Source organism: Streptomyces sp. NPDC102490 (assembly GCF_044765285.1).
Lineage (GTDB): Bacteria > Actinomycetota > Actinomycetes > Streptomycetales > Streptomycetaceae > Streptomyces.
Map to the genome: position 1 here is coordinate 193,579 of NZ_JBIWJU010000006.1, position 13,298 is coordinate 206,876.

The 13,298-nt window shown below is 72.8% G+C and carries 12 protein-coding genes; 5 read left to right on the forward strand and 7 right to left on the reverse strand.

The genetic code is table 11. The features are described 5' to 3' along the window. Positions 1 to 4: 4 nt before the first annotated feature. Entirely contained in the window at positions 5 to 1,228 is a 1,224-nt protein-coding gene (locus tag ACIRGB_RS15205; RefSeq protein WP_403863921.1) for an Ig-like domain-containing protein, read from the forward strand. Between the two features lie 168 nt (positions 1,229 to 1,396). Beyond that, positions 1,397 to 2,146: a DUF6227 family protein gene (locus ACIRGB_RS15210; RefSeq protein WP_403863924.1), complete on the forward strand. Its 750-nt coding sequence runs from the start codon at positions 1,397 to 1,399 to the stop codon at positions 2,144 to 2,146. A 24-nt stretch (positions 2,147 to 2,170) separates the two neighbouring features. Here the strand turns inward: ACIRGB_RS15210 and ACIRGB_RS15215 are convergent, their stop codons facing one another. The 4 genes from ACIRGB_RS15215 to ACIRGB_RS15230 all read right to left on the reverse strand — a co-directional run bounded on the left by ACIRGB_RS15215 (position 2,171) and on the right by ACIRGB_RS15230 (position 7,875). Next, entirely contained in the window at positions 2,171 to 4,279 is a 2,109-nt protein-coding gene (locus ACIRGB_RS15215) for a fructose-specific PTS transporter subunit EIIC (protein WP_403863927.1), read from the reverse strand. A gap of 139 nt (positions 4,280 to 4,418) precedes the next feature. Next, positions 4,419 to 5,366: a 1-phosphofructokinase gene (gene pfkB, locus ACIRGB_RS15220; protein WP_403863930.1), complete on the reverse strand. Its 948-nt coding sequence runs from the start codon at positions 5,364 to 5,366 to the stop codon at positions 4,419 to 4,421. Then, positions 5,363 to 6,124: a DeoR/GlpR family DNA-binding transcription regulator gene (locus tag ACIRGB_RS15225; RefSeq protein WP_104631797.1), complete on the reverse strand. Its 762-nt coding sequence runs from the start codon at positions 6,122 to 6,124 to the stop codon at positions 5,363 to 5,365. The genes pfkB and ACIRGB_RS15225 overlap by 4 nt, the downstream gene beginning before the upstream one ends. A gap of 215 nt (positions 6,125 to 6,339) precedes the next feature. After that, complete coding sequence (locus tag ACIRGB_RS15230; RefSeq protein WP_403863934.1) at positions 6,340 to 7,875, reverse strand: MFS transporter; 1,536 nt, start codon at positions 7,873 to 7,875, stop codon at positions 6,340 to 6,342. A gap of 62 nt (positions 7,876 to 7,937) precedes the next feature. Here ACIRGB_RS15230 and ACIRGB_RS15235 point away from each other — a divergent pair, with 62 nt between their 5' ends. Beyond that, entirely contained in the window at positions 7,938 to 8,909 is a 972-nt protein-coding gene (locus ACIRGB_RS15235; protein WP_403863937.1) for a helix-turn-helix transcriptional regulator, read from the forward strand. A gap of 25 nt (positions 8,910 to 8,934) precedes the next feature. Here the strand turns inward: ACIRGB_RS15235 and ACIRGB_RS15240 are convergent, their stop codons facing one another. Beyond that, on the reverse strand, positions 8,935 to 9,690 hold the full coding sequence (locus ACIRGB_RS15240; RefSeq protein ID WP_403863940.1) for a TetR/AcrR family transcriptional regulator: 756 nt from the start codon (positions 9,688 to 9,690) through the stop codon (positions 8,935 to 8,937). Positions 9,691 to 10,120: 430 nt separating this feature from the next. Continuing rightward, positions 10,121 to 11,119, reverse strand: coding sequence for an RNA polymerase sigma factor RpoD/SigA (locus tag ACIRGB_RS15245; RefSeq protein WP_030190975.1), 999 nt, complete (start codon positions 11,117 to 11,119; stop codon positions 10,121 to 10,123). A 213-nt stretch (positions 11,120 to 11,332) separates the two neighbouring features. Here ACIRGB_RS15245 and ACIRGB_RS15250 point away from each other — a divergent pair, with 213 nt between their 5' ends. Next, entirely contained in the window at positions 11,333 to 11,851 is a 519-nt protein-coding gene (locus ACIRGB_RS15250) for a GNAT family N-acetyltransferase (RefSeq protein WP_403863944.1), read from the forward strand. A 72-nt stretch (positions 11,852 to 11,923) separates the two neighbouring features. On the opposite strand, the gene ACIRGB_RS15255 is transcribed toward ACIRGB_RS15250, so the two are convergent. After that, the gene (locus ACIRGB_RS15255; RefSeq protein ID WP_403864866.1) at positions 11,924 to 12,685 is read right to left on the reverse strand and encodes a dioxygenase; all 762 of its coding nucleotides are present in this window, start codon (positions 12,683 to 12,685) and stop codon (positions 11,924 to 11,926) included. Positions 12,686 to 12,804: 119 nt separating this feature from the next. On the opposite strand from ACIRGB_RS15255, the gene ACIRGB_RS15260 reads away from it, so the two are divergent. Continuing rightward, on the forward strand, positions 12,805 to 13,296 hold the full coding sequence (locus ACIRGB_RS15260; RefSeq protein WP_007388762.1) for a MarR family winged helix-turn-helix transcriptional regulator: 492 nt from the start codon (positions 12,805 to 12,807) through the stop codon (positions 13,294 to 13,296). Positions 13,297 to 13,298: the final 2 nt, after the last annotated feature.

Sequence of the window (13,298 nt, forward strand, 5' to 3'; positions counted from 1 at the left end):
GCCCGTGACAACGCCGGACATAGCCTCGCGGCGCGTACTGGTGGCCTGTGCCGCCCTGGTGGTCGGCGCCCTCACCCTCACCGCCTGCGGCGGAAGCGCCAGCGCCGACGACGACAAGGACGGCAAGGGCGGCGCCGGGTCCGCCGACACCTCGGTCGCGAAGCTCGTGATCTCGGCCAAGGACGGGTCGAGCGGCGCCTCGATCAACTCGACCGGTGTGAAGGTCAGCGACGGCAAGCTGACCGAGGTGAAGATGACCGTCGCGGAGACGGGTGCCGCCGTGCCGGGCGCGGTGTCCGGCGACGGCGGCAGCTGGAAGCCGAAGGAGCAGCTGGAGCGGGGCACGAAGTACCGGATCACGGCGCGGGCCAAGGACGCCGACGGCCGCACCGCCGCCGCCGACTCGGTCTTCACGACCGTCTCCTCGGCCAACAGCTTCGTCGGCACGTACACCCCGGACAGCGGCAGCACGGTCGGGGTGGGCATGCCGGTGTCGTTCACCTTCGACAAGGCGATCACCGACCGGAAGAGCGTGCAGTCGCACATCAAGGTCACCTCCAGCAGCGGGCAGAAGGTGGTCGGGCACTGGTTCGGCGGGCAGCGGCTCGACTTCCGGCCCCAGGAGTACTGGAAGGCCGGTTCCAAGGTCACGATGAAGATCGACCTGGACGGGGTGGAGGGCGCGAACGGCCTCTACGGCGTGCAGAAGAAGACCGTCACCTTCACCGTGGGCCGCTCGCAGGTCTCCACGGTGGACGTGAACACGCAGACCATGACGGTGGTGCGGGACGGCAAGACGCTCAAGTCGGTCCCGATCTCGGCGGGCAGCGCCTCGAACCCGACGTACAACGGGCAGATGGTGATCTCGGAGAAGTCCGAGCAGACGCGGATGAACGGGTCGACGGTCGGGTTCGGCGGCGAGTACGACATACCGGACGTGCCCCACGCGATGCGGCTGAGCCAGTCCGGCACCTTCATCCACGGCAACTACTGGTACAACCGCGGCAACCCGCCCTTCGGCGCCCAGGGCACCAGCCACGGCTGCGTCGGACTGGCGGACGCCCAGGGCGCGCAGGGCGACACCCCGGGCAAGTGGTTCTTCGACAACTCGCTCATCGGGGACGTCGTCGTCGTCAAGAACTCCCCGGACGACACGGTCGCGCCGGACAACGGCCTCAACGGCTGGAACATGCCCTGGAGCGAGTGGACCGCCCAAAGCACCGGCTAATCGGCCTGTGAGCAGGGATTTTTGACGGTTCGTCGGGCCGCGCGGAAACTTTTCGCGCGGCCCCCACGTTTTTCGTGCGTACGTTTTCTCGGTTCCCGGACATGATGTCCGACCGAGGGGCTACGGTATGCACCCACAAGGTGACATGCAGCAACGCCGGGAGAAACCTTGAGCGTTCCGTACGAGACGGCAGCGTACGAACCACCCGAGTCGCCCGAGTCTCCGGAGGAGCACCTCATGCGGCTGCTCGGACGCGCCCTGAACTCGTTCGAGCTGCCCGACGAGACCCTACTGCGGCTGGACTGCGCGCTGGCGCACGACGCTTCGCTGCACTCCGCGCACCACAGCGCGGGGCTGCACCGCGAGACGTACCGGCACACCTGGCTGCTCGCCGACGGCTCGGCGCTCACGCTCTGGGAGCTGGTCCACAACACCGCCCCGGGCAGCGAGCCGCAGCACGAGGTCTACGTGGACGAGGAGGAGCTGCGCGCCGCCGGCTCCCGGCTGGCCCTGCCGCCCGACACCCCCGATTTCGAGCTGCCGGTGCAGGTGCAGCTGTCGCCCGTGCCCACCCCGCGCCACGCCTACGTCCCCGACGCCTCCGCGGACCACGCCCGCCGGCTGCTGCGCCGCGCGGAGAACGCGGACCGGCCCGACAGCGACCTCGCCGACCGGCTGTCGACGGCGTGCGGGCACCAGATCTCGCAGGCGTTCGGCGGTCCGGGCCGCACGGGCCGCGCCCGGATCGGCTTCTCCCTCTACGAGCACGCGTTCCTGCTGCGCGACGGCGCGGAGGTCTCCCTGTGGGAGGTCGAGCACACGGCCACGCCGGACGGGCGCCACATGTGCGAGGTGTACGCCAGCGAGGACACGGCCCGCCGGGCGATGGAGCGGCGCGCGGCGCAGGTCTCCCCTTAGCGCGCCCCGCTCCCGTCCGGACCGTTACGCGGCGACCGGCTGCTCGGCCCCCGGCGTCGGGGCCGACGGGTCCGCGCCCCCGCCGGGGCCCTGGGCCGGGGTGCCCGTCACCGGCTTGCGCAGCCCCTTGAGGACGATCACCAGGGCCGTGGTGACACAGACTCCGGCCGCGATGGCGACCAGGTAGAGCAGCGGGTTGCCGATCAGCGGGACCACGAAGATGCCGCCGTGCGGGGCGCGCAGCGTCGCGCCGAAGGCCATCGACAGGGCGCCGGTGACCGCGCCGCCCACCATCGAGGACGGGATGACGCGCAGCGGGTCGGCCGCGGCGAACGGGATGGCGCCCTCGGAGATGAAGGAGGCGCCCAGCACCCAGGCGGCCTTGCCGTTCTCGCGCTCGGCGGCGTTGAAGAGCCGGCCGCGCACCGTGGTGGCCAGGGCCATCGCCAGCGGCGGGACCATGCCGGCCGCCATCACCGCCGCCATGATCTTCATCGCCGAGTCGCTGGGGCTGGCGACCGCGATGCCCGCGGTGGCGAAGGTGTAGGCAACCTTGTTGACGGGGCCGCCGAGGTCGAAGCACATCATCAGGCCGAGCAGCGCGCCGAGCAGGACCGCGTTGGCTCCGGACAGTCCGTTGAGCCAGTCGGTCATCCCGGACTGCGCGGACGCGATGGGCTTGCCGATCACGACGAACATCAGGAACCCGACGACCGCCGCCGAGACGAGCGGGATCACCACCACCGGCATGATGCCGCGCAGCGCCTTCGGTATCGGCACCCGCTGGATCGCCAGCACCACCGCGCCGGAGATCAGACCGGCCGCGAGACCGCCGAGGAACCCGGCGTTGATGGTCAGCGCGATCGAGCCGCCGACGAAGCCGGGGACCAGGCCCGGCCGGTCGGCCATGCCGTAGGCGATGTAGCCGGCCAGCACCGGGACCAGGAAGGCGAAGGCCACGCCGCCGATCTGGAACAGCAGCGCCGCCCAGCTGTCCGCCTGGGTCCACACGAAGTGGTCCATCACGGAGGGCGCCTTGTTGATCTCGTAGCCGCCGATCGCGAAGCCCAGGGCGATCAGCAGACCGCCCGCGGCGACGAAGGGGACCATGTAACTGACGCCGGACATCAGCCACTTGCGGAGCTTGGTGCCGTAGCCTTCGCCGGACTCGCCGCCGCGCTCGACGGGCGTCGCGCCGCCGTCACCGCCCCGGCCGCCGGCGGCGGAGGCCGTGACCTCGCCGCGGGCCGCCTTGTCGCGGACCTCGCCGATCAGCTCGCCGGGCCGGTTGATGGCCGCCTTGACGCCGGTGTCAACGGTGGGCTTCCCGGCGAAGCGGTCCTTCTCGCGCACGGCCACGTCGTGGGCGAGGATCACGCCGTCCGCCGCCGCGATCACCGCCGGGTCGAGCCGGGTGAACCCGGCCGAGCCCTGGGTCTCGACGACGACCTCGACACCCTCCTCGCGGCCCGCGTTCTCCAGCGACTCGGCCGCCATGTAGGTGTGCGCGATACCGGTGGGGCAGGAGGTGACGGCGACGATCCGGAACGGGCGGTCGGGCCCACCGGGCTGCTGGCCGGTGCTGCCCGGGGCGGTCCCGGCGGAGGCCGCCGCCGGGACCGCCCCGGTGTCCGCGGTGCCCGCGTCGCCCGCGGGCCCCTCAGGGGCGGCGGTGTCCTCGGCCGGGGCCGGCTCCTCCCCGCGGATCAGCGCGGCGGCGGCCGTCGCGTCACCCGCCGAGCGCAGGGCGGCGGTGAACTCGGCGTTCATCAACTGCCGTGCCAGCGAGGAGAGGATCGTCAGGTGGGCGTCGTCGGCGCCCGCCGGAGCGGCGATCAGGAAGATCAGGTCGGCCGGGCCGTCCGCCGCCCCGAAGTCGACGCCGGCCGCGCTGCGCCCGAAGGCGAGCGTCGGCTCGGTGACGTGCTCGCTGCGGCAGTGCGGGATGCCGATGCCGCCGTCGAGGCCGGTCGGCATCTGCGCCTCACGGGCGGCCACGTCGGCGAGGAAGCCGTCCAGGTCGGTCACCCGGCCCAGGGCCACCATCCGCTCGGCGAGGGCACGCGCCGCCGCTTCCTTGCTGTCGGCGGACAGGTCGAGGTCGACCAGGTCCGCGGTGATCATGTCGCTCATCGCGGGCTCCTTAGCTCGCGTATCGCCCGGAACGTGGGGTGAGGGGCGGGGGCGGGGAGGGGGACGGGGGCACAGCGGTGGGGGTCGGGGACGGCCCCGGGGAGGGAGCCGTGGGCCGGGCCGGGGAAGGGGCCGGGGTTCATGACGCCGGCTCCGTCAGTGCGCGGTTCACGGGCACCTCGGAGGTGACCGTCACGGCGGCCGGGTCCAGGTCGCCCGGCGTCGGCATCACGCTGCCGGGCAGCTGGACGGCGGCGGCGCCGTGCGCGACGGCGGAGGCGAGGGCGCCGGGCCCGGTCCCGCCGACGACGAGGAATCCGGCGAGGGAGGCGTCCCCGGCGCCGACGTTGCTGCGGACGGCGGCCACGCGGGCGGTGCCGAACCAGGTGCCCGCGTCGTCCACGAGCAGCTGCCCGTCGGCGCCGAGGCTGGCGAGCACGGAACGGGCGCCCCGCTCCCGCAGTTCCTCGGCGGCCTTCACCGCGTCGCCGACCGTGGCCAGCGGACGCCCGACGGCCTCGGCCAGCTCCTCGGCGTTCGGCTTGACCACGTCGGGCCGCTCGCGCAGGGCCCGCAGCAGGGCCGGTCCTGAGGTGTCCAGGGCGATGCGGACCCCGGCGGTGTGCGCCCGGGCGACCAGGTCGGCGTACCAGGACGGGGCGAGTCCGCGGGGCAGGCTGCCGCAGCAGGCGATCCAGTCCGCGCCGGGCGACTGCCGCCGTACGGTCTCCAGGAGCAGTTCCCGTTCGGCCGGGCTGAGTTCGGGGCCCGGTGCGTTGATCTTGGTCAGCACGCCGTCGGCCTCGGCGAGCGCGATGTTGGAACGGGTGGGCCCGGTGATCGGCACCGGCGCGACCTCGATGCCCTGCGCGTCGAGCAGGTCGGCGACCAGTGCGCCCGGCGCCCCGCCCAGCGGCAGCACCGCCACGGTGCGCTGCCCGGCGGCGGTCACCGCGCGCGAGACGTTCACGCCCTTGCCGCCGGGGTCGACCCGCTCGCCGGTGGCGCGGACGACCTCGCCGCGGTCGAGGGAGGGCACCTCGTAGGTGCGGTCCAGCGACGGGTTGGGGGTGACGGTCAGGATCATGCGCGTACTACTTCCGTGCCGGCGCGCTCGATGCCGCCCGCGTCCTCGGGGGTCAGTCCGTTGTCGGTGATCAGCAGGTCCACGTCGCTCAGGGCGCCGAAGCGGGCGAAGTGCTCCTGGGCGTACTTGGAGGAGTCGGCGAGCAGCACCACGCGCCGGGCGGCGGTCAGGGCGGCCCGCTTGACGGCGGCCTCGGCGAGGTCGGGGGTGGTCAGGCCGTGCTCCACGGAGAACCCGTTGGCCGCGACCACGGCCACGTCGGCGCGGATCTCGCCGTACGCGCGCAGCGCCCAGGCGTCCACGGCGGCGCGGGTGCGGTGCCGCACGCGCCCGCCGACCAGGTGGAGCTGGATGCCGGGGTGGTCGGCGAGGCGGGCGGCGATGGGCAGGCTGTGGGTGACCACGGTCAGCGAGGCCTCCGGCGGGATCGCCGCGGCCATGCGGGCCACCGTGGAACCGGCGTCGAGGATCATCGTGCCCTCGGCCGGCAGCTCCGCGAGGGCCGCCCGGGCGATGCGGTCCTTCTCGTCGGCGGCCGTGGACTCGCGCTCGGCGAGGTCCGGTTCGAAGTCGAGCCGCCCGGCGGGGATCGCGCCGCCGTGCACCCGGCGGAGCAGACCGGCGCGGTCGAGCGCCTTGAGGTCGCGGCGGATGGTCTCCGCCGTCACCTGGAACTCCTCGGCCAGCGACACCACGTCCACCCGGCCGCCGTCCCGGGCGAGCCGGAGGATCTCCTGCTGCCGCTCCGGTGCGTACATGACCGTTCACCTCCGACCTGTGCCCGAACCTGTGGTTTCTCTCGGAGGCTACGCCCGGTTTTCCGGAATGTAAACGGCAAGCAGAAACGTTCGGACTCAAACAGACATGAACGGGCATCTGCGCGTGGGGGTGCGCGTGGGGCGCGACGACGGATGAGGGGCGGGCCCGGCAGCTTCACGCCGGACCCGCCCCTCGGTGCTCGCCCGCCCCGCTCTCAGACCAGCGCGGGCTCCTTCTCCTGCGCCGGGTCCTGCGCCCCGCCGCCTTCCACGTGCTGGGCCGGCCGCGCGGGCAGCGCGAACATCAGCAGGAAGATGACGGCCAGCACCGCGGCCACCCACCCCAGCGCGTTCTGGAAGGCGTCCACGTAGGCGGGGCCGATGCGGGCGGGGGTGAGGCGGTCGCCCATCGTGCCGAAGAAGACCACCGACACCAGCCCGAGTCCGAGCGCGTTGCCCATCTGCTGCACGGTGTTGATGAGCCCCGACGCCGCCCCGGCGTGCTCGCGCGGCACCTGGGAGAGCACCGCGTCGGTCAGCGGCGCGACGATCAGGCCCATGCCGAGGCCCATCACGACCAGCGGCAGCGCCATCTGCCAGGGCGTGATGGCGAGCCCGTGGCGCCCGGACTCCCAGACGTACAGGAGCACTCCGGACGCCATCACCAGCGCGCCCGCCTGGAGCACCTTGCGCCCGAAGCGCGGGACCAGCTTCTGCACCGAGAGCCCGGCCGCCACGGACACGGCGAGGGAGAACGGCACGCCGGTCAGCCCGGCCCGCAGCGGGCTCCAGCCGAGGCCCACCTGCATGTACAGCGTCCACACCAGGAAGAAGACGCCGAGCGCGACTCCGAAGACGGTCTGCACGGCGATCCCAGCCGCGAAGCTCTTCACCTGGAACAGCGACAGCTCCACCAGCGGCGAGCCGTCCCGCGCGCTCTTGCGCCGCTCGTAGGCGACCAGGACCGCGAGGACCACGACCGACCCGGCCATGGAGAGGTACCCCCACAGCGGCCAGCCCAGTTCCTCGCCCCGGGTGAGCGGGTAGACCAGCATCAGCAGTCCGAGGGTGACCAGCGCGACCCCGACCAGGTCGAGCCGGAGGGCGCGCGGCGCCTTCGACTCCGTGATGAAGCGGCTGCCGAGGACGAGGCCCGCGATGCCGACCGGCAGGTTGATGAGGAAGATGGGCCGCCAGCCGAGCCCGAAGAGGTCCCACTCGGTGAGCAGGGCGCCCAGCAGCGGACCGGAGACGGCCCCGAGTCCGACGATCGCGCCGAACAGCCCGAAGACCTTGCCGCGTTCGTGCGCCGGGAAGGTGGCGTGCACGATCGACAGCACCTGCGGCACCATCAGCGCCGCCATGCCGCCCTGGAGGATGCGGGAGGCGACCAGCATCTCCGGGCCGGCGGCGAGGCCGCACAGGGCCGAGGCCAGGGTGAAGCCGCCGATGCCGACGAGGAAGATCCGCTTGCGGCCGTGGATGTCGCCGAGCCGTCCGCCGGTGATCAGACCGGCCGCGAAGGCGAGGGCGTAACCGGCGGTGATCCACTGGATCTGGCTGAAGGAGGCGCCCTCGTTCTTCTGGATGGAGGGGATGGCGATGTTGACGATGGTGACGTCCACCAGGTCCATGAACGCCGCGGTCATCACGATCGCGAGGGCGAACCAGCGACGTCGGTCGCCCGCGGCGGGCACGGCCGGCACGGCGGGTGGGACGGGCACCGGGTCGGGGGTCTGCTTGAAGGTCATGGAAGGAAGTTAGGGGTTGTGTAGGTCTGATCGTGTCCTAGATCTGGGGCATCCTCGAACGCATGACGACGGACACCCCAGCCCGGCTGCTGACGCTCCTCTCGCTCTTGCAGACGCCCCGCGAATGGCCCGGCGGCGAGCTGGCCGACCGGCTCGGGGTCTCCCGGCGCACGGTCCGGCGGGACATCGACCGCCTGCGCGAACTGGGCTATCCGGTCCAGGCGACGATGGGCGCCGACGGCGGCTACCGGCTGGTGGCGGGCAAGGCGATGCCACCGCTCGTCCTCGACGACGAGGAGGCGGTGGCCATCGCGGTCGGGCTGCGGGCCGGCGCGGGCCACGCGGTCGCGGGCCTGGACGAGGCGTCGGTGCGGGCGCTGGCCAAGCTGGAGCAGGTGCTGCCGTCCCGGCTGCGGCACCGGGTGACCACGCTCCAGTCCGCGACCACGCCGCTGACCAGCGGGGACGGGCCGAGCATCGCGCCGGAGACGCTGACCGTGATGGCCTCGACGGTGGCTGGGCACGAGCGGCTGCGGTTCGCCTACCGCGCGGCGGACGGCAGCGAGACGCGCCGCGTGACGGAACCGTACCGGCTGGTGTCGACGGGGCGGCGCTGGTACCTGGTCGCCTACGACCTCGACCGGGGCGACTGGCGGACCTTCCGGGTCGACCGGGTGAGCGAGCCCTTCGCCACGGGGGCGCGGTTCGCTCCGCGGGAGCTGCCGACCGGGGACGCGGCCGAATACCTGCGGCACTCGATGCAGCGCCGCAACGACACGTACGAGATCGCGGTCGTCTTCCACGCACCGGCCGAGACCGTCGCCGCACGGCTGCCGCACTGGCTGGGAACGCCGGAGGCGGTGGACGGCGGCTCGTCGTGTGTGGTGCGGGCCACCGTCTCCGGGTCGGTGGAGTGGATCGCGGCCCGCCTGGCGACGACCGGCCTGGAGTTCCGCGTCCGCGAACCCACGGAACTGGTGGACTGCGTACGGGAACTGGGCGCCCGACTGGGCCGGGCGGCGGGAAGCGGGTGACCGGCGGCGGGGTGAGCCCCGGGTCTCACCCCTGTTCCGCGGCGCCGTCCCCCCACGTGAACCCCCGCAGCACCTCCAGGTTCAGCAGCGCCTGGTCCAGGGGGCTGCGTGTCTCCCGGGAGGACGAGGACGCCCAGTGCTCCGCCGCGACGCGTACGGCCGCGCCCGCCACCGCGGCCGCGAAGTGCAGCCGGGGGGAGGCGGCCAGCCGTGCGGCAACGTTGTCGTCGCCGTCGGACAGCCGCGCCGCCAGCGCCTCCACAAGGCCCCGCTCCGTGGAGTGGCATACCTCCGCCCACACCTTGCGCAGGGCCGGACTGCTCTCGGCCAGGCGGATGAGGGCGCGGGCCCCCTCCCAGGAGGGCGCCGACACCCCCGCGCCGGGGGTCAGCGTGTGCCGCACGGCGTGTTCCAGGGCCGCGGGCGGGGACAGTTCGGCCGGGGCCTCCCGCACCGCCCGCACCCAGCGCTCGGCGCCCAGGGCGTAGAGCGGGGCGATGGCCTCTTCCTTGGCTGCGAAGTAGCGGTAGAAGGTGCGCGGGGCGACACCCGCCGCCTTGGCGATGTCCTCGGCCCGGGTGGCCCGCAGGCCCTGGCCGGCGAAGAGGCGGGCCGCCGCGCGGGCGATCTCCATCCGGGTCTCGGCCTTGCGCCGCTCGGTCAGGGAGACCGGTACTGCCGGTATGGCCGGTTCGGGCGGTATGACCGGTACGGCCTGTCCGGCAGGGTGGTGGGCCGGACCCGGTCCGGGGTCGGGATGTGCTGGAACCGTGCTGCTCACTTCGGCAGGCTATGCCGCTGTGGCAGAATCTGCCATCCGGCGGGCCACCCCGGGGTTCAGGTTCGGGGTGGCCCGCCTTCCCGCTCTGCCCCGGCTCATGGCCGGCCTCGCTCGCGCAGGAGAAGAGCCGGGCTGCGGCACCCCGGGGGGAGGGGCGCCGCGGCCCGGCTCGGGAAGTCCCGGCGCCGGGGGGAGTGCGTCGGGACCTGGTCCAGTGTGCCGCGGTGGTGTCACGGTGCGGCAGAACGGTGCGTTGTCCTGCCTCGAGCGGGGGGCTCGAACGTCTTTTTCCCTGCCCCCGCGAGTTGAAGCAGCGTTGTACAGCCATGTTCGCGCGGGGTTCGACCACCGGCGTACGCCCCATCCGCCACGTCACGCCCCCGCGTCACGCGGCGGCCGGGCCGCACGGCCGGCCGTCGCCGGTGCCGCGCTACGCCGCCGCTTCGAAGCCGGTGTCGCGGGCCAGCTTCTTCAGCTCCAGCAGCGCGTGCTTCTCGATCTGGCGGATGCGCTCACGGGTGAGGCCGTGCTCCTTGCCGACCTCGGTCAGCGTCCGCTCGCGGCCGTCGTCGATGCCGTACCGCATCTTGATGATGGACGCCGTGCGCGGGTCGAGGCGGCCGATGAGGTCGTCCAGCTCCTCGCTGCGCAGCAGGGTCAGCACCGACTGCTCGGGCGACACGGCCGAGGTGTCCTCCAGCAGGTCGCCGAACTGGGTCTCACCCTCGTCGTCCACCGACATGTTCAGCGAGACCGGGTCGCGGGCCCAGTCGAGCACGTCGGTGACGCGCTCCGGCGTCGAGCCCAGCTCGGCCGCGATCTCGGCGGGCTCCGGCTCGCGGCCGTGCTCGCGGTTGAACTCGCGCTGCACGCGCCGGATCCGGCCCAGCTCCTCCACCAGGTGGACGGGCAGCCGAATGGTGCGCGACTGGTCGGCGATGGAGCGGGTGATGGCCTGACGGATCCACCAGGTCGCGTACGTCGAGAACTTGAAGCCCTTGCGGTAGTCGAACTTCTCGACCGCGCGGACCAGGCCGGCGTTGCCCTCCTGGATCAGGTCGAGGAGCGGCAGACCGCTGCGCGGGTAGCGGCGGGCGACCGCGACGACCAGGCGGAGGTTGGAACGGATGAAGACGTCCTTGGCCCGCTCGCCCTCGTCGATCAGGGCCTGGAGCTCCTCGCGGGTGGCGTCCGCCCCGGTCTCCTCGTACCCTTCGAGGACCTGCCGCGCGAACACACCCGCCTCGATGGTCTGGGACAGCTCGACCTCCTTGGCGGCGTCGAGCAGCGGTGTCCGGGCGATCTCGTCGAGGTACATGCCGACCAGATCGCGGTCGGCGAGCTCGCCGCCGTTCGCGCGGACGCTGGTTGCCGAGCCGGAGGTCTCGCCGGTGGCGGACTTACGACGGGCGACGGCACGGGTTGCCATGCGTGCTCCCTTGCGATGGTGGTTCAGCGGGTGGTCCTGTGGACGCTCGGACACCTTGCGGGGGCGTCTCCGATGTCCCCAGTCCCTCTCGGGACTCTCCTCGGGTGCCCTGCATCCGATGGAAACAACGACTGGAATCCGGACAGAATTCCCAACCCGCCCCTCAATTTTTCTGATCATGCAGTACCCTGTGCCGCCACACGAGGAGGGGCGATGCCGTCGGGAACCGCGGAGGTCCAGGTCAGACCGGGAGTCGAGGACGATCTCAAAGCCCTCACCGCCCTCTACAACCACTACGTACGTGAGACGCCCATCACGTTCGACACCGAACCGTTCACCCCGGAAGAGCGCCGCCCTTGGCTGCTCTCCCACCCTGAAGACGGCCCGCACCGGCTGAGGGTTGCCACGGACGCGGACTCACAGGAGATTCTGGGGTACGCCACATCCAGCCCTTATCGCGCGAAGCCCGCCTACGCGACCTCCGTGGAGACCACCGTCTACGTCGCTCCGGGGGCCGGCGGCCGCGGCATCGGCTCGCTCCTGTACACGTCCCTCTTCGCCGCCCTGGCCGGCGAGGACCTCCACCGCGCCTACGCGGCCGTCGCCCAGCCCAACGAGGCGTCCGCCCGGCTGCACGCGCGCTTCGGCTTCCGGCACGTGGGCACCTTCCGGGAGGTGGGCCGCAAGTTCGGGCGGTACTGGGACGTGGCCTGGTACGAGAAGCCGCTGTAGCCGTCGACCGCCGGCCGCCGGCCGCCGGCCGTGGCCCACCGGCCGCCGCCACCGGGGCGCCCCCGCCCGCGCTCAGCCGAACTGCACCGACCGCTTGGCCAGCCCCATCCAGAACCCGTCGATCACCGACCGCCGCGTGTCCAGCTCACCGGCCGCGTCCGCCGCGCCCATGGTCACGAACAGGGGGGCGAAGTGCTCGGTGCGCGGGTGGGCGAGCCGTCCCGCCGGGGACTTGCGGGCGAAGTCGAGCAGCCCGTCCACGTCCCCGCCCTCCAGCGCGCGCCGCCCCCAGTCGTCGAACTCCGCGGACCAGGAGGGGATGCCGCCCTGGCGCAGTGCGGCGAGGTTGTGGGTGAAGAACCCGGAGCCGATGATCAGCACGCCCTCGTCGCGCAGCGGCGCGAGCCTGCGGCCGGTCTCCATGAGCCGTACCGGGTCCAGGGTCGGCATGGAGACCTGGAGGACCGGGATGTCGGCGCCCGGGTACATCTCGACCAGCGGCACGTAGGCGCCGTGGTCGAGGCCGCGGTCGGGGACGTCCTGCACGGGCGTGCCGGGGGCGCGCAGCAGCTTGCGTACGGAGTCGGCGAGCGCGGGGGCGCCGGGCGCTCCGTAGCGCACCTGGTAGTAGTGCTCCGGGAAGCCCCAGAAGTCGTAGACGAGGGGGACGGTCCGGGTGGCGCCGAGGGCGAGCGGGGCCTCCTCCCAGTGGGCGGAGACGACGAGGATCGCCTTCGGGCGCGGCAGGCCGGCGGCCCATGCGGCCAGTTCGCCGGGCCAGACGGGGTCGTCGGCCAGGGGCGGGGCGCCGTGGCTGAGGTAGAGGGCGGGCATGCGCTCCGGGGCGGCGGTCATGGCCACTCCTCCCGTACTTGAACTCTCAATCTTCACGTGTCATCAAACTACCCCGACTTTGTTTAATGTTCAAGGAGTCGTTTCGTACAGTGGGACCCATGAACGACGAACCCCGTTGGCTCACCGCCGAGGAGCAGCTGGTCTGGCGCTCCTACATCGAGGCCGCCACCCTCCTCGAGGACCACCTCGACCGGCAGCTCCAGCGCGACGCGGGCATGCCGCACGTCTACTACGGCCTGCTGGTGAAGCTGGCCGAGTCGCCGCGCCGGCGGCTGCGGATGACGGAGCTGGCCAAGTACGCGAAGATCACCCGCTCCCGGCTCTCGCACGCGGTGGCCCGCCTGGAGAAGAACGGCTGGGTCCGCCGCGAGGACTGCCCCTCCGACAAGCGCGGCCAGTTCGCCATCCTCACGGACGAGGGCTACGAGGTGCTGCGCCGGACCGCCCCGGGCCATGTGAACGCCGTACGCCAGGCGGTCTTCGACCGGCTCACCCCGGAACAGCAGAAGTCCCTCGGCGAGATCATGCGGATCGTCGCCGAGGGACTTCAGCCGAGCGAAGCGGGTGCGGACCTGCCCTGGCTGCGCTGAGC